Annotated in this window: 22 protein-coding genes; 16 read left to right on the top strand and 6 right to left on the bottom strand. The window is 52.0% G+C overall.

Going from position 1 to position 19221, the window contains the following annotated elements; all coding sequences use genetic code 11:
- Window positions 1-99 precede the first annotated feature (99 nt).
- A complete protein-coding gene (nspC, locus tag E0765_RS08110) occupies window positions 100-1242 on the top strand; it encodes a carboxynorspermidine decarboxylase (protein ID WP_132812715.1) in 1143 nt (380 codons plus the stop codon).
- An 8-nt stretch (window positions 1243-1250) separates the two neighbouring features.
- Here the strand turns inward: nspC and E0765_RS08105 are convergent, their stop codons facing one another.
- Genes E0765_RS08105 through tgt form a run of 4 tightly spaced genes read right to left on the bottom strand, consistent with a single transcriptional unit; the run spans window position 1251 to window position 5557 of the window.
- The gene (locus tag E0765_RS08105; protein ID WP_132812714.1) at window positions 1251-2738 is read right to left on the bottom strand and encodes a hypothetical protein; all 1488 of its coding nucleotides are present in this window, start codon (window positions 2736-2738) and stop codon (window positions 1251-1253) included.
- The gene (pdxA, locus tag E0765_RS08100) at window positions 2735-3670 is read right to left on the bottom strand and encodes a 4-hydroxythreonine-4-phosphate dehydrogenase (protein WP_132812713.1); all 936 of its coding nucleotides are present in this window, start codon (window positions 3668-3670) and stop codon (window positions 2735-2737) included. The genes E0765_RS08105 and pdxA overlap by 4 nt, the downstream gene beginning before the upstream one ends.
- Window positions 3658-4455, bottom strand: coding sequence for a pyridoxine 5'-phosphate synthase (locus E0765_RS08095; RefSeq protein WP_132812712.1), 798 nt, complete (start codon window positions 4453-4455; stop codon window positions 3658-3660). The genes pdxA and E0765_RS08095 overlap by 13 nt, the downstream gene beginning before the upstream one ends.
- Window positions 4436-5557: a tRNA guanosine(34) transglycosylase Tgt gene (gene tgt / locus E0765_RS08090; protein ID WP_132812711.1), complete on the bottom strand. Its 1122-nt coding sequence runs from the start codon at window positions 5555-5557 to the stop codon at window positions 4436-4438. Before tgt ends, E0765_RS08095 begins: the two co-directional genes overlap by 20 nt.
- A 101-nt stretch (window positions 5558-5658) precedes the next feature.
- Here tgt and hemL point away from each other — a divergent pair, with 101 nt between their 5' ends.
- The 5 genes from hemL to E0765_RS08065 all read left to right on the top strand — a co-directional run bounded on the left by hemL (window position 5659) and on the right by E0765_RS08065 (window position 10384).
- Complete coding sequence (gene hemL, locus E0765_RS08085) at window positions 5659-6942, top strand: glutamate-1-semialdehyde 2,1-aminomutase (protein WP_132812710.1); 1284 nt, start codon at window positions 5659-5661, stop codon at window positions 6940-6942.
- Complete coding sequence (locus E0765_RS08080) at window positions 6942-7244, top strand: AtpZ/AtpI family protein (protein ID WP_132812709.1); 303 nt, start codon at window positions 6942-6944, stop codon at window positions 7242-7244. The genes hemL and E0765_RS08080 overlap by 1 nt, the downstream gene beginning before the upstream one ends.
- Window positions 7231-7740, top strand: coding sequence for a hypothetical protein (locus E0765_RS08075; protein WP_132812708.1), 510 nt, complete (start codon window positions 7231-7233; stop codon window positions 7738-7740). Before E0765_RS08080 ends, E0765_RS08075 begins: the two co-directional genes overlap by 14 nt.
- A 152-nt stretch (window positions 7741-7892) precedes the next feature.
- A complete protein-coding gene (locus E0765_RS08070; protein WP_165921720.1) occupies window positions 7893-9356 on the top strand; it encodes an ATP-binding protein in 1464 nt (487 codons plus the stop codon).
- Window positions 9356-10384, top strand: a complete 1029-nt coding sequence (locus E0765_RS08065) for an HD-GYP domain-containing protein (RefSeq protein ID WP_132812706.1) — start codon at window positions 9356-9358, stop codon at window positions 10382-10384. Before E0765_RS08070 ends, E0765_RS08065 begins: the two co-directional genes overlap by 1 nt.
- On the opposite strand, the gene E0765_RS08060 is transcribed toward E0765_RS08065, so the two are convergent.
- Complete coding sequence (locus E0765_RS08060; RefSeq protein WP_132812705.1) at window positions 10359-11045, bottom strand: hypothetical protein; 687 nt, start codon at window positions 11043-11045, stop codon at window positions 10359-10361. The two genes, E0765_RS08065 and E0765_RS08060, sit on opposite strands and share 26 nt — an antisense overlap.
- On the bottom strand, window positions 11045-12907 hold the full coding sequence (gene rpoD, locus E0765_RS08055) for an RNA polymerase sigma factor RpoD (protein ID WP_132812704.1): 1863 nt from the start codon (window positions 12905-12907) through the stop codon (window positions 11045-11047). Before rpoD ends, E0765_RS08060 begins: the two co-directional genes overlap by 1 nt.
- A 148-nt stretch (window positions 12908-13055) precedes the next feature.
- On the opposite strand from rpoD, the gene E0765_RS08050 reads away from it, so the two are divergent.
- The 10 genes from E0765_RS08050 (at window position 13056) to E0765_RS12540 (ending at window position 18981) form a co-directional block, all read left to right on the top strand.
- Window positions 13056-13868: a flagellar hook-basal body protein gene (locus tag E0765_RS08050; protein ID WP_132812703.1), complete on the top strand. Its 813-nt coding sequence runs from the start codon at window positions 13056-13058 to the stop codon at window positions 13866-13868.
- An 18-nt stretch (window positions 13869-13886) separates the two neighbouring features.
- A complete protein-coding gene (flgG, locus tag E0765_RS08045) occupies window positions 13887-14675 on the top strand; it encodes a flagellar basal-body rod protein FlgG (protein ID WP_132812702.1) in 789 nt (262 codons plus the stop codon).
- Between the two features lie 119 nt (window positions 14676-14794).
- Window positions 14795-15253 carry a methionine-R-sulfoxide reductase gene (locus E0765_RS08040; protein ID WP_368666179.1) on the top strand — a complete coding sequence of 153 codons (459 nt, stop codon included), beginning with the start codon at window positions 14795-14797 and terminating at the stop codon, window positions 15251-15253.
- Window positions 15254-15342: 89 nt separating this feature from the next.
- Window positions 15343-15846, top strand: a complete 504-nt coding sequence (locus tag E0765_RS08035) for a 3-isopropylmalate dehydratase small subunit (protein WP_132812701.1) — start codon at window positions 15343-15345, stop codon at window positions 15844-15846.
- A gap of 3 nt (window positions 15847-15849) precedes the next feature.
- Window positions 15850-16926 (top strand): 3-isopropylmalate dehydrogenase, encoded by a 1077-nt coding sequence (leuB, locus tag E0765_RS08030; protein ID WP_132812700.1) that lies wholly within the window; start codon window positions 15850-15852, stop codon window positions 16924-16926.
- Entirely contained in the window at window positions 16914-17162 is a 249-nt protein-coding gene (locus E0765_RS08025) for a tol-pal system YbgF family protein (protein WP_132812699.1), read from the top strand. The genes leuB and E0765_RS08025 overlap by 13 nt, the downstream gene beginning before the upstream one ends.
- Complete coding sequence (locus tag E0765_RS08020) at window positions 17153-17500, top strand: hypothetical protein (protein WP_132812698.1); 348 nt, start codon at window positions 17153-17155, stop codon at window positions 17498-17500. The genes E0765_RS08025 and E0765_RS08020 overlap by 10 nt, the downstream gene beginning before the upstream one ends.
- 24 nt (window positions 17501-17524) lie before the next feature.
- Window positions 17525-18364: a formyltetrahydrofolate deformylase gene (gene purU / locus E0765_RS08015; RefSeq protein WP_132812697.1), complete on the top strand. Its 840-nt coding sequence runs from the start codon at window positions 17525-17527 to the stop codon at window positions 18362-18364.
- Window positions 18365-18835, top strand: a complete 471-nt coding sequence (locus tag E0765_RS08010; protein WP_132812696.1) for a tRNA (cytidine(34)-2'-O)-methyltransferase — start codon at window positions 18365-18367, stop codon at window positions 18833-18835.
- On the top strand, window positions 18835-18981 hold the full coding sequence (locus E0765_RS12540; protein ID WP_165921719.1) for a hypothetical protein: 147 nt from the start codon (window positions 18835-18837) through the stop codon (window positions 18979-18981). Before E0765_RS08010 ends, E0765_RS12540 begins: the two co-directional genes overlap by 1 nt.
- Window positions 18982-19221: the final 240 nt, after the last annotated feature.

Genomic DNA, 19221 nt, shown 5'->3' with positions numbered 1-19221 from the left:
TGGCGGCGAATCGGTATATACCCCCTCTCCGTGGGAATCCAATCTATGCGGCTTACGTGTGATATGCTACAATTGCGCACTTTTTTTAAGGATCTGGCGATGGCGATCGATTTTTCCCTCCTCCCCCATACCCCCTGTTACATCTGCGAAGAGGAACTCCTTGAACGGAACCTTTTGACCCTCGATCGAGTCCAGCGCGAGTCGGGTGCAAAAATTATTTTGGCGCTCAAGGGCTTTGCGATGTGGTCGACGTTCGATCAGGTGGGAAAATACCTTCACGGATGTACGGCCAGCGGGCTTCATGAAGCCAAGCTTGCCCGAGAAAAGATGAACAAGGAGGTACATACCTATTCGCCGGCGTTCAAAGACGAGGATATCGACGAGATTGCCCGCATCAGCGACGACATCGTTTTCAACTCTCCCTCGCAGTTCCATCGCTATTACGAACGTGTCAAACGGATCAATCCTTCAATCAAGGTATCGCTCAGGGTTAACCCCGAATACTCTTCAAGTCCCGTAGACCTGTACAATCCCTGCGGTCTGTACAGCCGGTTGGGGACGACGCTTGCCAATTTCGACGAGAGTATCTTCAGCAAACTTGACGGGCTCAATTTTCATGCGTTGTGCGAACAGAACGTCGATGCACTCGAAGGGGTGCTCGAAGCGTTCGAATCGAAATTCGGCTCGTTCATCGACGGCTTGCAATACGTCAATTTCGGGGGCGGACACCACATTACGCGTGTTGATTACGATGTTGATCGGCTGATCGAAGTGATTCGCTCGTTCCGAGAGCGCCACAACGGCATTACCGTCTATCTTGAACCCGGCGAAGCAGTGGGCTGGCAGACGGGGCCGCTGGTGGCTTCGGTTTTGGATATCGTCCGTAACGGTATGGATATTGCCATCCTCGATACCTCGGCCGAAGCGCATATGCCCGATACATTGGCAATGCCTTACCGGGCTATGGTGCGCGGTTCGGGCGAGGCGGGCGAGAAAGCCTACACCTACCGTTTCGGCGGGAATACCTGCCTGGCAGGGGACATCATGGGGGATTACTCGTTTGATGAACCGTTGAAGGTGGGGGATAAAATCGTATTTGAAGACCAGATCCATTATACGTTTGTCAAAAATACGACCTTCAACGGGATCAAGCTCCCTTCTCTGGCCATATGGACGAAAACGGGAGAACTCAAGATCGTGCACGAATTCGGCTACGAGGATTACCGAAACCGTCTCTCCTGATTAAAGTATCAGCGTTTCGCCAGGACCACCGAAAGAGCTTCAGCCAGCATTTCGTATGTATCGCGCAGTTTCGCCGTCTGTTCCAGGATGGTTTGAAACACTTTCTTTTCATCTGCAAGTTTTTTCTGGCGGCGAGTCAGCTCGTTCATTTTGTTCGCCAATTTGCTGTTGGCCAGTTCGAGGTGCGACGTTTCGTTCTTTTTCCGTTTTTGGAGTTCGTCTTGCTGCGCGTTGAGGCGGGCAATGTCGGTTTTTGCCGTAGAGGTGCTGTCGGCCAGCTTGTTTTTTAGCTGCATGATCCGTGAATCGCCGTCGGCAATGATCGATTCGAGTTCCGCGATCCGGTCCATTACGCTGTAACGCTGGTTCCGCTCCACGGTGATTTCGGCTTCGCATTCGGCAATCCGCTCCTGTGCGGCCGTGATCGCCTCTTTTTGCGAGGCGAGTTTGAGTTTGGCCTGCTTATACTGCATCATGATCGAGAGGATTGACGTATAGTTCCATCGTTGTTGTTTGCTGTCAACGATCGCGTATTTCTGGATCTTTTTGCCGCTGGCGTCGATAACTACCTCTTCGGAAAAATATTTGATGAACTGTTCGGCGTTTTTATCCCTGTTTTCGACAAATTCAAGCAGTACTTTGGCAGTGTACAGAAGAATCGGATGAAATGTCTGGCGCAGGACGTACCCGGTAAAACCTTCGATTTTTCCGCGATGTTCGGCCGGTAAAATCTCCAGCAGAAGAATTTCGATCATGGACCGGAATACGGGGATGAAGTTACGCGTGAACGTAGCATTGTCGATCACCGAGAAATTCAGTTTTTCAGAGATCGCTTCACCCAGAATCGGCTCGATATCTTTCCATGCCCCGTCGCGAAAATAGGTCTGGTACAATGCTTCCATTTCCTCGACCGACTCCCCGGCAAAACGTTTGTCCGCCCCGTCGGCGAGTTTTTTGGGAGGGGTGAAATAGCGCACCGAAATGCGTCCGCGCAGGAAGAAGATGATGTCACGGTCATACAGGTCGAACACTGAAGTGATCTGCCGCCGGATAATGGCCCTTGCCGTATCGATCGGAACGTTTTTGTCCAGGTACTCCTGCATGATTTCCTGACGTATCTCTTCGGGGATCGACAGGAGATACGGAACCGGGAGAAACCGAGATTTGTTCCGGAACACATCGATGATGCGAAGATTGCTGCGATGGGCAAGCCGGTCGAACGATTCGGGCAGGGAAGGGTCGGCGTATTGTTTTTTTAGAATGAAGGTGTGTTGCGTCAGCTCGACGTCTACATGCTGAAAAGTACGGGCGAAGTGTTCAATGATCCCTTTGCGGATCGCCGCTTTTTTGTCGTTGAATTGCTCAAGGCTCTCATCGATCCCGATTTTTTTTAGAAGGGCTCGATAGTGTTCATCGGTAAAATCGTGAGCATACAGGTCGCGCGGGAGCATTTCATCCAGCAATGCGGCGATATCGGCGACGATCCGGTGCTTCATTCGTTTTCCTGGTACCTTTGCAGGGTGGTCGCCGCCTTGACGGCATTGAGATAACTGGTTACCGACGCGCGGTTTTGGTAGGCGATGTCGAAAGCCGTCCCGTGATCGACCGAGGTGCGGACGATCGGCAGTCCCAGGGAAACGTTGATGCTTTCATCAAAATAAAGGGCTTTGAGCGGCCCGAGTCCCTGATCGTGATACATGGCGACGATAAAGCCGTAACGTTCGCGGAACCGGGGCGTAAATGCGATATCAGGGACAATCGGTCCTTCGAACACCTCATGTCCGATCCGGCGGTTGGCCTCTTCGATCGCTTCTTCGATAAAGCCTTCTTCATCTCCTAAAACCCCGTGGTCGCCCGCATGCGGATTTAGGCCGAGCACACCGGCTTTGTGTGCTTTGGTACTGCGGTAAAACCGGATCAGAAACGCGATCAGGCTTTCGGAATCCAGACGATCCGCAACTTCGCGCAACGGGATGTGCTCGGTAAAAAGGGCAACGTAAAGCTGCTCGCATCCGAGCATCATTATAGCATCCTGCGAGAAAAAATCTCTCAATGCGTCGGTATGCCCTTTATAGGCGATTCCCGCCCTCATCCATGCTTCTTTGTGGATCGGAAGGGTGACAACTGCATCGGCTGTACCTGTTTTGGCCAGCTCGACGGCCTCTTTGAACGAATTGTAGCTGTAATGCCCGCTGGTCGCGTCCACGCATCCGGGGCGGATTTCGAAAGACTCACCGACACTCTGGCATTCAAAATCATCAGGCAGAGTGTTCCCCAGCAAAGCGGCGGCGCGTTCCGCCATAAGCCGGTCGATACAGTAAAGAGGACGGCACAGAGTCCTGACCTGCGTATGCGCTTTGAGGATGATTTCAAAACCGACGCCGTTGAGATCGCCGACGCTGATCGCCAGCGTTTTTAGCGGCGGCATAGCGCTTTCATCTCGCTGACGGCGGAAGCGAGCCCCGTGAATACGGAACGGGCGATAATACTTTGGCCGATGTTGAGTTCCTCGATTGTTTCGATAGAGACGATGGCGGAGACGTTATGGTAATTCAGACCGTGTCCGGCGGCCACTTTCATCCCCGCCGACCGGGCCGCATTGGCCGCGTCGACGATGTCGCTGTATGCCATTTCGAGACGGTTGTCGAGTTCTTTGCGTGAAAGATGCAGTTCGGGAATCGCATGATGAGAGTGGGGAAGGGCACTGTAACGCATGGCGTAGATATTGGCATAGCTCCCGGTATGAAGTTCGACCCATTCGGCTCCCAGACGTTCGGAAGCTTCGATGGCTTCATGTGTGGGATCGATGAAGAGGGAAACTTCGATCTGGGCTTCACGCAGCATTTTAATAGCATTTAATATCATATCGTATTTCCCGATGACGTCGAGTCCGCCTTCCGTCGTCACTTCTTCCCGTTTTTCTGGGACGAGCGTCGCGCGGTGAGGGCGCAATCGGGTAACGATGCGGATTATTTCGGGATCGATCGAACATTCCAAATTTACGGGCAACGGTGAAGCCGCGATAATGCGGCGCGCATCTTCGTCATGTATATGGCGGCGGTCTTCGCGCAAGTGGATCGTAATCTGGTCTGCGCCGTTTTGGGCACAGATACCCAGTGCCATCAGCGGATCGGGATCGTTGATTTTGCGGGCTTCGCGCAAGACCGCGATGTGGTCGATGTTGACGCCGAGTTTAAGATTGTCTGCGTGCATAGAACTCCTTTTTGAATGCGCCGAAAGTACCGGCTATGATAGCTTCGCGCGCCTGGCGCACAAGGCTCAGATAATAATGCAGGTTGTGCAAAGAGGCGAGACGGAAAAATGTGATTTCCCGAGAGCGGAAGAGGTGATGAAGATAGGCACGGCTGTAGCGGCGGCAGGTGTAGCAGTCGCATTCGGGATCGATCGGAGCCGAATCGAATTTGTAGGCAGCCCCTTTTATGTTGACTTTTCCGAACGTCGTGAAGAGGGTACCGTTGCGGGCATTCCGGGTCGGCATGACGCAGTCGAACATGTCGACGCCGCGCTCGATGTTTTCGACAAGGTCTTCGGGCGTACCGACACCCATGAGGTAGCGGGGTTTATCGGCGGGCATGAGCGGCGCGGTATGCTCGACCGTATCGTACATCAGCTGGTTCGCTTCACCGACCGAGAGCCCCCCGATCGCAAACCCGTCAAAATCCATTGCGCAGAGTTCCTCGGCCGATCGGGTCCGGAAATTAAGGTCGGTACCGCCTTGGATAATGGCGAATATGTTCTGATCGATCCCGATACCCCTGGATTGGTTGTGACGGTGGTATTCGATCGACTGGCGGGCCCACTGGGTGGTCCGCTCGATCGAGGTTCTGATCCTCTCCTGGGTTGCGGGGAGCGCGACCAGATCGTCGAGAATCATCATGATATCGCTGCCGAGGTTGTTTTGGATGTCGATGACTTTTTCGGGGGTAAAAAAATGTTTGCTGCCGTCGATGTGGCTGCGAAATTCGATTCCGCTTTCGGTGGGTTTGGAAATATCGCTTAGACTGAATGCCTGGAAGCCGCCGCTGTCGGTGAGAAAGCTGTTCGGATAGGTGGTATAACCGTGCAGTCCGCCGAACTGTTTTACCGTTTCATCGCCGGGGCGCAGATACATATGATAGGTATTGGCGAGAATGATCTGGGTTCCGAGGATGTCGGTCATGTCGGTCATATCGAGCGCTTTGACGCTGCCAACCGTTCCCACGGGCATGAAAATAGGGGTCTGTATCGTAGAATGGGCCGTGGTGATGGTGCAGGCACGGGCGTTGCCGCAGGTGGCGTCGACGTGAAATTGCATTAAAAACCTTGATTTTTTTCGTTATTTTATCGTATCGGCTGGGGTTTGAACAACCCGTTACGGTATAATCACGCCAAAACAACTTCTTCAGGATTATCCAGATGAGCATCGAGCACTCTATTTCCGCATTCGAAAAAGCACAAACCCTGATCCCCGGAGGGGTTAATTCCCCCGTCCGCGCATTTAAAAGTGTCGGCGGCATTCCCCGCTTTATAGCCGGCGGGGAGGGCGCCTACCTGATCGATGTCGACAACAACCGTTATGTCGACTACGTCCAGAGCTGGGGGCCGCTGATTTTCGGCCATCGCGATGAAAGCATCGAAAACGCCGTCATCGAGGCGGTCAAACACGGTCTGAGTTTCGGGGCGCCGACGGAGGCTGAAAGCGAACTCGCCGAGCTGATCATCTCGATCTATGATTCCATCGAAAAAATCCGCTTCGTCAGCAGCGGTACCGAAGCGGTCATGAGCGCGATCCGTCTCGCGCGCGGTTTCACCGGACGTGACGATATCGTCAAATTCACCGGATGCTACCACGGACACAGTGATGCGCTGCTGGTTCAGGCGGGATCGGGAGCGGTGACGTTCGGAACGCCGAGTTCGCCGGGTGTTCCGGCCGACTTCACGAAGCACACACTTTTGGCTGAATACAACAACATCGAATCAGTTCGCCAGTGCTTTAAAGACAGCCCGGGGATTGCTTGCGTCATCATAGAACCGATTGCCGGAAATATGGGGCTTGTTCCTGCGACCAAAGAGTTTCTCGCCGAATTGCGCGCTTTGTGCGATGCGCACGGAACGCTTTTGATTTTTGACGAAGTGATGAGCGGATTCCGCGCCTGCCTGCATGGGGCCGAGAGTATCACCGGAACCAAACCCGACCTCGTGACGCTGGGAAAAGTAATCGGAGGCGGCATGCCCGTCGGCGCATTCGGCGGACGCCGCGATATCATGGCCCATCTTTCACCCGAAGGGGGCGTTTACCAGGCGGGTACGCTCAGCGGAAATCCCGTAGCGATGGCTGCGGGGCTAGCGTCGATCCGAAAACTCAAAGAGAACGCCCGTGTTTTCTCCATCCTTGAAGAACGGGCCAAACGGCTTATGCGCGGCTTTGCCGACGCGGCGGCCAAGCACGGTATAGCGCTTCAGACCGACGTTCGCGGTTCGATGTTCGGCTTTTTCTTCAACGAGGCACATGTGGCAAATTTCGCCGATGCACTGAAAAGCGATACCGCGCGCTTCGCCCGTTTCCACGCCGCGATGCTTGAGAACGGGTTCTATTTCGCCTGCTCGCAATTTGAGACGGGATTTATAGCAACCGCGATTACCGACGCCATGATCGAAGAGACGATTGCCGCCGCCGATAAAATTTTCGGAGAGATGTAATGGAAAACGAAGAACACAAACCACGCCTCAAACCGATCATCGAAGGGGCCGAAACCCTCTCACTGGGGATTTCTATGGTGGTTGCCGTCCTCATCGGGGTAGCCATCGGTCTGGGACTGAAAAAAATAACCGGTATCTCGTGGCTGCTGTGGGTGGGCGTCGGGATCGGAATAGCGGCGGCGTTTCTGAATGTTTTCAAAGCGTACAGCAAGCAGTACAAAGAATTCGAAAAACTGGCCCGTGATCCGCGATACAACATGGGCAAAGAGCGCAAGGACGATGATGACGATGACGAGGATTAAAAAACCTCTGGCCGTTTTTGCCGTTTCCCAGATCGGAGCGGCGACACTGGCTGCATATTCGCTGACGGTTTATGCCAATTTCGCCGTTGCCATGACGACGACCACGTTGATCGTGATGGGATCGCTTTATTCGTACCGCAACATGATCCATCGCCGTGTCCCCGATGTCGACCCCGAAGACAACAAAGACCTGATCGATATGATGGACGACCCTTACGATCTCTACGAAGAGGAGCGTGAAGCGGAGGTGGCCGACATTAAACGGATGATCAAAGAAGAAAAAGCCCGTCAACGTGCCGATATCGTCAAAAACACGACCCAAAACGCTTCGGCCTGGGTATCGGTCTACCGGCTTGTCCCCTATGCGTTTCTCATCCTCGGATTTATCGCACTGGAAAACAACGGCGCATTGAACGTCCTTCCGTATCTTGCCGGGCTTGCAGCCGGCATTCCCGTCGGCTACCTGATGGCCAAGGAACTGTTTATCGCACGCTAAAACTTGTAAAAACTTTGCGAAAGTAATATAATTAATCCTTAATCGCGCTTCGGTGCGGAGAGGATACGAAACAGATGCTCACTCCCACTTTAAAATGGTCATTGTCATCCGCCTGGATCGCGATCGTAGCGGGTTCAGTATGGTTCAATTTTATGCAAATAGATGAAACGGCACAGCAAATGGCAGTTGCCGAAGGGCGTGCAAGCTGGACAAAAGATCAGGCTTACCGACAGTGGGTAACGGATAAAGGAGGGGTGTATGCCGTTCCGACTGAAAAATATCCTCCCAATCCCTATTTGTCCCATATTCCGGATCGTGACGTGAATACGACAAGCGGAAAGTCTCTGACTTTAATCAATCCCGCGTATATGATTCGGCAGGTTCATGAAATAACCATTTTACCCGGTGCACCGACAGAACATATTACGTCGCTCAATCCGCTGCGCCCTGAAAATAAACCGGATGCATGGGAAATCGAGGCACTGAAAGCTTTTGAAAAAGGGAAAGAAGAAGTTTGGGGACTCTCTGAAATCAACGGCACGCTTAACATGCGATACATGCGGCCTATGGTTGCCAAAGAGGGGTGCCTGAAATGCCATGGCCATCAGGGTTACAAAGTCGGTGATATACGGGGCGGTGTCAGTTTCTCAATCCCTTTTCAGCCATTTCAGGATGTTGCTGACGAGCAAAAGATCAGTCTTGCCCTCTGGCATCTTCTGATCGGTCTTTTCGGAATTCTGGGAATCTGGTTCGCCTTCAGCCGTATTGTCAGGAATGAAAAACTACTCCAAAATGCCCTGAACGAATCGGAAAATGCAAAACAAACCGTTATGGAGCTGAACGAGACGCTCGAAGCCAAGGTACGCGACGAAGTGGCCAAGAGCCGCCAGAAAGATCTTCTGCTTATTCAGCAGTCGCGACTGGCGTCGATGGGCGAAATGATTCACAACATCGCCCACCAGTGGCGCCAGCCGCTCAATACCCTGGCGGTGATTCTGGCAAACATCCAGGATGACTACAAATACAACGAGTTGAGCGAAGAATCGCTCTCAAACGCGGTTGCAAAATCGCGTAAAATTCTTAATCAGATGTCGCAGACGATCGATGATTTCCGTAATTTTTTCCGCTCCGACAAAGAAGCCAAACCGTTCGATACGGTCGACATCATCGAAGAATCGCTGGTCGTTATCGATGCGGCTCTTAAAAACAACAACATAGAAATCGTCAAAGAATACGAGCGCCCTCTGCCCGGATACGGTTATCCCAACCAGCTTTCGCAGGTGATTTTGAACCTGTTGACGAATGCCAAGGATGCGGTCAAAGAACGCAAAAGCGGAAGCGGAAAAATCGTTATCCGGGCATTTGCCGAAAACGGCGAGGTACGTATCGATATATCCGACAATGCCGGCGGGATAGATGAAGCCATTATCGGCAAAATTTTCGATCCCTATTTCACGACGAAGGAATCGGGAAGCGGAATCGGGCTGTATATGGCCCGCATGATTGTCGAACACAATCACGGGGGTACGATCAGTGCCGTCAACACGGGCGAAGGGGCCGAGTTCACGATTCGGATACCGCATCATGCCCAGATGAAAACACAAAAGGATGGCTAATGGAAGCATTTCTCAAAACCCTCAGCGTACTGTATGTCGAAGATGAAGATATGGTGCGCGAAGAGGTAAGCCGTTTCCTGCGCCGCCGTTTCGCGCGTGTCGACGAAGCCAAAAACGGTGCGGAGGGACTCGAGCTGTTCGAGAAAAACGTCTACGATATCGTCATCACCGATATTAAAATGCCCGTGATGGACGGTCTCTCGATGGCGGAACGGATACGGAACCTTCGCGACGGGATGCCGATTGTCATCGTCACCGCGTTTACCGACACCGACTATTTCATCAAAGCGATCGAACTCGGCGTCGACGGATACGTCAAAAAGCCGATTGACACCGAGCAGTTGATCGCACAAACCTTGAAAGCCACCTATAGCCGCTTTCAGGACGTTCAGCTGGCCAAAGCCAAAAACGCGACAATCAAAGCCCTTACCCAGATTGTCGGTGCGTTGTCGCGCGCGATCGAACAGCGTGATCCGTACACGAACGGCCATCAGCACCGTGTCTCGATTTTTGCCGAATCGATCGGGAGGCTCATGGGCCTTTCGGACGAACAACTCACCTCGGTTCGCCTTAGCGCCTTGATCCATGACATCGGCAAACTCTCCGTTCCGGTAGAACTGCTGGTCATGCCGCGGCCGTTGACCGAACTGGAATACTCGCTTATCAAAACCCATCCGGTGAACGGCAGCGATATCATCACGGGCATCGAATTTCCCTGGCCGATCGACGAAACGATCCGTCAGCACCATGAACGCTACGACGGTTCAGGATACCCGGACGGGCTGCAAGGGGAAGAGATCCGTATCGAAGCGAGAATCATTGCGGTCGCCGATGTCGTCGAAGCGATGAGCTCGCACCGCCCGTATCGCCCCTCATTGGGGTTGGACAAAGCGCTTGAGGAGATTACACGCAATCGAGGCATTCTTTATGATCCTGCCGTCGTCGACGTTGCGGTTAAACTGATACGGGAAAAAGGAGAGAAAATCTTCGAAGAAGCGGCGTTTACTTCACGATCATCGGGACGTTGATCGTTATACGCTGTTCTTTGATGTCGGTGAAGAGGTTGTTCTCTTCGGCGAGGTGGGAAATGTCCGAAAGGTATTTCCGGGCAATCGTATCGGCAGAGATCTCGATCGAAAAGAGAGAGTATTTTTCCCCTTCGAACTTGATGTGTTCCCCGACGCGGAAAAAGAGCCGCGTGGTCACTTTCTCGTTTCCGGCCATTGACATGTAGATTTTGTTCAAAAGCTTGATAAAAAGTTCCGTCTGCAGGCGTATTTCAGGAATAGTGGGATCGACCTCTTTCACAAAACGGGTCTGACTTCCGATCGAATTGGAGCTGATGCACAGATCGATAAGGGTATAGACGTTGACGAGCTGCCCTTCGGGTTTTTGTTTGGTAAACTGGAAAGAGGGGAGTTGATAGAGGCGGATTCCGATGTGCTCTTCGTCTTCATACCCGACCGTAATGCCGAAAAATTTGAAACGTCCGAATTCAAGCTCTAAAAAGGTAGTTTTGAATCCAAACGAGGAGCTGGCATAGGTCGTGGCGATTTTATAGATGGCGGAAGACTCCACCGCCCCCAGAAGGTATTGCGCTTCTGTATTGAGCGATACAATTTTTCCGCTTGCATTGAAAAGAATAAACGGATTGAAATCAAATTCAATCCATTGCTGATCGAACGTCATCAGTCCTCGATGTAGTTTTTAAGTTTACGCCCAACTTTTGGGTGTTTGAGCTTTTTGATCGCGCTGGACTCGATCTGGCGTACCCGCTCGCGGGTGACGTTGAGCTCTTTCCCGATCTCTTCGAGGGTACGGTCGCTTTCGTCGTCCATGATCCCAAAACGCATCTTGATGACCGCTTTTTCCCGCTCGTTGAGCTGTTCGAGGACGCTTTCGATCTGGACTTTCAGATCGTCTTTGAGAATCGCATCGGAAGGGGAAATGGACATCTTGTCTTCGATGAAATCCCCGAAACGGCCGTCCTCCTCGTTCCCGATCGGTGCTTCGAGGGAGATCGGCTCTTTGGTGATCTTAATGACGTTCTTGACTTTCTCGACCGACAGACCCACTTCTTCCGCGATGGTTTCGACATCGGGTTCTTTTCCGTGTTCCTGGAGATGTTTGCGCATGATCTTATTGATCCGGTTGATCGTTTCGATCATATGGATCGGGATACGGATCGTTCGTGCCTGGTCGGCGATGGCGCGGCTGATCGCCTGACGGATCCACCACGTTGCGTAGGTCGAGAATTTATACCCTTTCTGGTACTCGAACTTGTCGACGGCTTTCATCAATCCGATGTTTCCTTCCTGGATCAGGTCGAGGAAGGGGAGGCCGCGGTTGGTATAACGTTTGGCGATCGAGACAACCAGACGGAGGTTCGATTTTGCCATCCGTGTTTTGGCCGTCTCGGAGATGCTTTTACCCCGTTTGATCTGTTCGAGGATGTCGGCCAGCTTTTCGGGTTCCATGTTGAAGCCACCCTTGGAGGCCTCTTTGGTCTGGATCAGTTTTTTGATCTCCATATAGGTGCTTACCATCGTTGCCTCGGGAACCTTGGCCGCGATGTCCTCCTTCGAGAGGTCACAGATTTTGGCCAGAATCGCCTGGTGGTTTTTCTTGAGCTGATCGTTAAAAAGGGGAAGTTTGTACTCGAGGCGTTTGAGTTCGCGTTCAAACCCTTCGTCGCTGCGCAGCGCCGTCTCCATCGAGCGGACCAGTTCGTTGATAAGCTTTGAGGTGGGCCCCAGGTCAAGCAGAGCTTCTTTGAGGCTTTTTTTCTTGAAACTGACGTTGAGGAAATGGAGAACATACTCGGGATCCATCTCTTCGACCGGACATTCGTCGAGCACTTTTTCGGTCGCTTTCACCCACTCTTTTTTCGCTTTTTCGAGCGCTTTAAAGGACGTGACGACTTTTTCGACCCGTTTTTTGTCTTTGGCCGAAGGGGCTTTTTCACTCGTTTCTTCATCGTCGTTTTCGTCGTCATTTTCATTGTCATCATCGTCTTCGCCGTCTTCCTCAAAGCTTTTGAAGAGTTCTTTGACACGGCGTTCGCGGTTGATGAGCGGATCTTTGTAATCGAGAATGAAATCGATCAGGTAGGGAACCGAGCAGATCGCATCGATGATGATCCCTTCCCCCATCTCCATCCGTTTGGAGATTTCGATCTCTTCGTCTTTGGTTAAAAGGGGAATCTGCCCCATTTCGCGCAGATACATCCGCACGGGAGAATCCGAACGCGACCATTCGAGCAGTTCATGCTGCTTGAGGATGTCGAATTCGTCCCCGCTGGCTTCTTCGATGTACTTGAGCTGCGCGGCACGTTTTGCGGCGGCTTCTTGCTGGTTGAGCATTTTGGCGTGTTCGGAAGAGGTGAACAGGCAGATTTTATGTTTTTGGGCGAGTTTTAAAACCGTTTTGGCCTGCGCGAGGGTAGGCTGTTTGTCGAAAGGTTCGACAATCGCTTCGTATGTCAGACAGTTTTTGGATTTGTGTTCGGAAAAGAGGGTTTCGATATGCTTGTTTAAATCTTTGACGCTCATACGAGGAGGGCTCCCTTGTCGTTTAAAAAGATTTGGATTATACCCAAATTTTTATAAACCATCCTTAACATATTGGGATAAAACGGTGCAAACAAAAAGTGGAACGGCAGTTGCTTCATGTCGTCAAATCGACCAAGGACGTACGAGAATGCAGACCGGATATTACGCGGCGACCGGCGGGATGGTGGCTCAGTTCAACCGCATGGATACGATCGCCAACAACCTGGCCAACGTCAATACGGCGGGATACAAACGCGATCAGCTGATTACGGGCGATTTCGTCCGACTGCTCAAGGAAGCCCAAGACGAACTGCCGATCCCAAACCATACAATGGAAGCGGCACAGTATTTCAACCGTTCGATGAGCCGTGTTCCGCAGATCACCGATGCCTATACCGATTTTTCGCTGGGTGCGATGCAGCGTACCGAAAACACGTTCGACCTCGCACTGGGCAAGGAAGGGCAGTTCTTTGCGGTCAACACTCCGCAGGGGATACGTTTGACGCGTAACGGTACGTTTACCCTCAACGAAGAAGGGAAACTCCTGACCAAGCAGGGATTTGAAGTCCTGGCCGCCGATAAAACCCCGATTACGATAAATCCCCAAAGTTCGGTCGTAACGATCGACAAAAACGGCCAGATCGCCGCGAATATCGCAGGCACGACCGAAATGATCCCCGCCAAGCGGTTGCTGATCGCCGAGCCGCAGAATATCCGGATGCTGAACAAAGAGGGAGAGAACCTCTACATCCCCGATGCGGCCGATCCCTTAAACCCGCTTAACGACAGCGGCAGCGTCATGCAGGGATTTGTCGAAAAAAGTAACGTCAATGCGGTCAATGAGATGATCGCGCTCGTCGAAGCCAACCGTTTGGTCGGAATGTATCAAAAAGCGATGGATTCGCAGATGAACGACCTCAACCGCGACGCCATCGAAAAACTCGGCGCGACACGCCGATAACCCAAGGAGATTTGAATCATGATGCAATCACTCTATACCAGCTCAACGGGGATGCTCGCGATGCAGACCCAGATCGATACGACGGCGAACAATATTGCCAACGTTAACACGATGGGGTACAAAAAATCGCGCGCCGAATTCGCCGATCTGATGTACAAAGTCATGACTTACGCCGGAACGTCCACCAGCGATACGACCAAATCACCGACGGGGATCGAAGTGGGCCTTGGGGTCCGGCCGACCGCCATCAACAAAATTTTCAGCGAGGGGAGCCTGAAACAGACCGACAACACGCTTGACGTAGCGATCGCCGGAAAAGGTTTTTTCAAGCTTGAACTTCCCAACGGAACGGAAGTTTATACCCGTAACGGATCCTTCAAGCTTGATGAGAACGGTACGATCGTCAATTCCGACGGATACCGCCTGGTCCCCGAGATCGTCGTTCCCGAAGACGCGACGAACATCAGTATCGGGGTCGACGGTATCGTCAGCGTAACCCAGTCGGGGCAGGCACAGGCGACTCAGGTGGGGCAGATTTCCCTGACAAATTTTATTAATCCTGCGGGGCTGCATGCGATGGGGGACAACCTCTTCGTCGAGACCGACAGTTCGGGCCAGCCGATCGAAGGAACGCCGGGCGAAGAGGGATTGGGAACGATCCGTCAGGGATTTGTCGAGCTTTCGAACGTTCAGCTGGTTGTCGAGCTGACCGACCTGATTACGGGACAGCGTGCCTACGATGCCAACTCCAAAGTAATTACAACCAGCGACGAAATGCTCGCGACGACCAACAGCCTCAAACGTTAATATTAATCAGTATTAATATCTTTTATGCCGCCTGACGGAGTTCAAAACTCCGTTATACGCCTCCGAATTTACAAAAAGCTTGTAGAATGGTTCTAGATTGAAATCGCAATGGATTTGCCATGAAACAGAGTGTACTATCCTTTATCGTGCTGTCGCTTTTAGCCCTGACAGCCGCATCTGAACCGACCATAAGGCTGAAAAAACCGTCCATGAATTACAATCCGCTCACACCCGAAGAAGAATACATTATCCTGCACAAAGGGACCGAACGCCCCTTTGGAGAAAATTACCGCCGTTTTCTGGAAGAAGGAAAGGGTACCTATGTCTGCCGCCGATGCAACACGCCGCTTTATCGTACCGATGATAAATTCGACTCGCACTGCGGCTGGCCAAGCTTTGATGACGAGATCCCCGGCGCGGTGAAGCGGGTCCCCGATGCCGACGGCCGCAGGACCGAGATTGTCTGCGCCGCATGCGGCGGCCACCTTGGACATGTTTTTATCGGGGAACGGATGACGCCCAAAGACACCCGTCATTGCGTCAATTACACCTCGATCCGCTTCATTCCGGCCCGCTGATGCGGGAAAAAAAACGAAAAGAGGCATCTTTAAAGTCAGATAAGTTATAATCCCTCCAAATTTTTACGATATTTAGTACAGGATTTTCAATGCAAAAAATTGAAGGGAAAGTTTGGAATTTCGGTAAAGACATCGATACCGACCTTATTATCGCCGCCCGCTATCTCAATACATCGGATCCCAAAGAACTGGCCAAGCACGTGATGGAAGACGCCGATCCGGCGTTCGTTACCAAAATGACGCCGGGCGATATTATCGTCGCCGATGAAAATTTCGGATGCGGATCGTCGCGCGAGCATGCCCCCATAGCGCTCAAAGCAGCCGGTGTCGCCGCCGTCATCGCTCCGACTTTCGCCCGTATTTTTTACCGCAACGCTTTCAACATGGGGCTTCCGATTTTCGAACTTCCCGAGAGCATGGAGATCAAAGAGGGAGAATCGGTTACCATCGATATGGACGCCGGAACGATTACGAACCGTACAACCGGCAAAGTCTACAATTTCATCCCCATCCCGCCGTTCATGCAAGAACTGATTGCCGCCGGAGGGCTGATGAACTACGCTGAAGCCGAAATTGCCGCCCAGGAGAAATAATCAATGAAGTCATACAATATCGCACTGATCAAAGGGGACGGTATCGGTCCCGAAATTATCGACGAAGCGGTCAAAGTCCTCGATGCCGTCGCCGCATGCGAAGAGATCGAGTTCAATTACCGCGAAGTACTCATGGGCGGATGCGCTTACGACGTCACCGGCGATCCGCTTCCCCAGGAAACGATCGATGTCTCCCTCTCCAGCGACGCCGTTCTCTTCGGCGCTATCGGAGGGCAGAAATGGGATAATCTTCCTCGCGAAAAACGCCCCGAAAGCGGGCTGCTGCGGTTCCGTAAAGAACTCGGTGTATTTGCCAACCTTCGCCCCGCTACCGTCTACGACGAACTGGTCAACGCCAGCTCCCTCAAACCCGAGATAGTAAAAGGGGTCGATCTGATGGTCGTCCGCGAGCTGATCGGGGGGATCTATTTCGGCGAACCCAAAGGGCGCGATGAAAACCGCGGATGGAATACGATGGTTTACACCCGTCCCGAGATCGAGCGTATCGCCCACGTTGCGTTCAAAATCGCGATGGAACGATCCAAGAAAGTGTGCTCGGTCGATAAAGCCAACGTCCTCGACGTCAGCCAGCTCTGGCGCGAAGTGGTCGAAGAGGTTGCCAAAGAGTATCCCGAAGTTGAGCTTTCCCATATGTACGTCGATAATGCCGCGATGCAGCTGATCCGTGACCCGAGACAGTTCGACGTCATTTTGACGGGTAACATTTTCGGCGATATTCTCAGCGACGAAGCGAGCATGCTCTCCGGATCCATCGGCTTGCTCCCTTCTGCGTCGGTGGGAGCAAAAATCGGCGTGTACGAACCGATCCACGGCTCGGCTCCCGATATCGCGGGGCAGGGGATTGCCAATCCGATCGCCACGATTGCGAGTGCGGCGATGATGCTGCGTTACGCATTGAACGAAAACGCGGCCGCTGACCGCATCGATTACGGAATCAAGCAGGCGCTCGCACAGGGATATCGCACCAAAGACCTCGCGAGCTTCGATGCCAAAGAGATCTGTTCAACCAGCGAGATGGGTTCCATCATCGCGAATTTTGCGGCCAAATGCAAACGCTGACGCTCGCAAACATTTACGAGCTTCAGGGGCTCAAAGAAGACGCCCTTGACATTTACAAAGAGATTTTAAAAAAAGATCCCGGCAATTCCGACGCGAAGATCGCGATACGCCGCCTTTCGGGTATGCGGAAGAAATTTCTCGGGGTCAACAGCGAAATGAAATCTTTTTTCGTCCAGATGGACGAAGAGGCTGAATTTATCCAGTTTGAAAGGTGGCTGCTCAAAGCATGGAACTAAAAGACGTCATTCTCTCCACATTAGCTGAGATCGAAGAGCTCTCCGGCGTTCCCGAAATGCCTGAAGAAGTCGAACCGAACAAAGAAGAAACCCCCTCTGTCGCACCCGCCAAAACGGTTTCCGCGCCGGAACCGTCGGTAGGGAACGTGACGCCTTCTTTGCGTGAGGACGAAGCCCGATGGCTCGAAGGGATCCGCGAGCGGCTTTTGGTCTTGTTCGAAGGCTTCCAGTCGCCGAACAACGTTCAGATCGAAGCCAAAGTGGATCTGACGCTCAATTTCCTTGAATACCTCCTCGCCACCATCGATAACCGTTTGGACAATCTCAAACAATCCTAATTTTTTCTGCCCAGGACACCATCCATGAATCAGCAATACCGCGTATTAATCCATTGTAACGACGAGAAGGGGCTGGTCTATAAAGTTTCGAGCATTTTTTTCCATCGTCAGCTGAACATTATTTCCAACAATGAATTCGTCGACAAGGCACAAAATAAATTTTTCATGCGCAGCGTCGTCGCCGGTGAAATCGATTCCGCCGCGCTTCAGAACGAACTGGCTGCGGCACTTCCTTCGCATGCGCATATCGACGTTATCGCTCCGCGTAAAAAACGGATTGTATTGATGGCGACCAAAGAATCCCACGCGCTGGGGGACATATTGATCCGATACGAAGCGGGGGAACTGGATGCCCAGATCGTAGGGGTCGTCTCCAATTACGATCTGCTCGAATCGCTCGTCTCCAAATTCGACATACCCTTTTACACCGTTTCGCACGAAGGGTGCGACCGGGACGAACACGAACGGAGGGTTCTCTCGCAGCTCGCCTCTTTCGGCGAGATAGATTACATCGTACTGGCCAAATACATGCGCATTCTGACGCCCCGTTTCGTCGAAGCGTACGAGGACAAGATCATTAACATCCACCACTCGTTTCTCCCGGCGTTTATCGGCGCCAATCCATACAAACAGGCGTACGAACGCGGGGTAAAAATCATCGGTGCCACGGCCCACTTCGTCAACAACAATCTCGACGAAGGACCCATCATCGCGCAGGACGTTATCCACGTCAACCACGCCTACGGATGGGAAGATATGCAACGTGCCGGTCGCGACGTCGAAAAAATTGTCCTTTCCCGCGCCCTGAAGCTGGCACTCGAAGACCGTATTTTCGTCCACGCCAACAAAACGATTATTTTCTAAATGTTCAATATCGTCCTCGTAACTCCGCAAATCCCGAACAATACCGGCGCTATCGGGCGTTTATGCGTCAATACCGCTTCCACGCTTCATCTGGTCAAACCGTTGGGATTCGATATCGGCGAAAAGGCGCTCCGGCGGGCGGGAATGGATTACTGGCACAAACTTGATCTTCAAGTATGGGAATCTCTTGATGATTTTCTCGAAGCCCACCCGAACCGTGAACGCTTTTTCCTGGCGACGACGAAGACCGACCGCCCTTATTTCGATATTCAATTCCGCCAGGGGGATTATTTGATCTTCGGAAGCGAGACTTCGGGGCTGCCGGCGAAGATGCTCGAATCTTTTGGGGAACAGACGCTCACCATCCCGATGGCGAAAGAGGGGCGCAGCCTGAATCTGGCAATCAGTACGGGCATCATATTATACGAAGCAATCAAGCAGAATTTTGACGCGTATAAGGAGCTGATGTGATGATGCAAATTCTCGACACCGTTATGGTGGCCCTTTTTGTCCTATTCCTGATCTATATTTTTCGGGGCTACCATCTTTCACGTCTCGAACGGGAAGAACAAAACGAAAAGTCGCAACAGGGCGAAGACGGTGAGGGGGGCGATTGATTCGGACCCCGTATTAAAAAAGCTTTTCCGCCCAGATTCCCATCTGCATTTCGAAACGATCCATCCAGCCGCTTGCCTTACGAATAACCTGTGCCATGAAAGTTCCTTTGAATCGGATTGATATGGCAAAATAGTATAAAAAACGTGGAACTCCTTTTTAAAATATTTCATTTTGTCATATTATTTCAAAAAAGATGGCATAATTCCTAGAATATCGTATCAATTACGATAAAAGGATAT

Origin of the sequence: Sulfuricurvum sp. IAE1 (assembly GCF_004347735.1) — a bacterium.
In the GTDB taxonomy this organism is placed as follows: domain Bacteria; phylum Campylobacterota; class Campylobacteria; order Campylobacterales; family Sulfurimonadaceae; genus Sulfuricurvum.
This window is presented reverse-complemented; position numbering and strand designations above follow the sequence as displayed.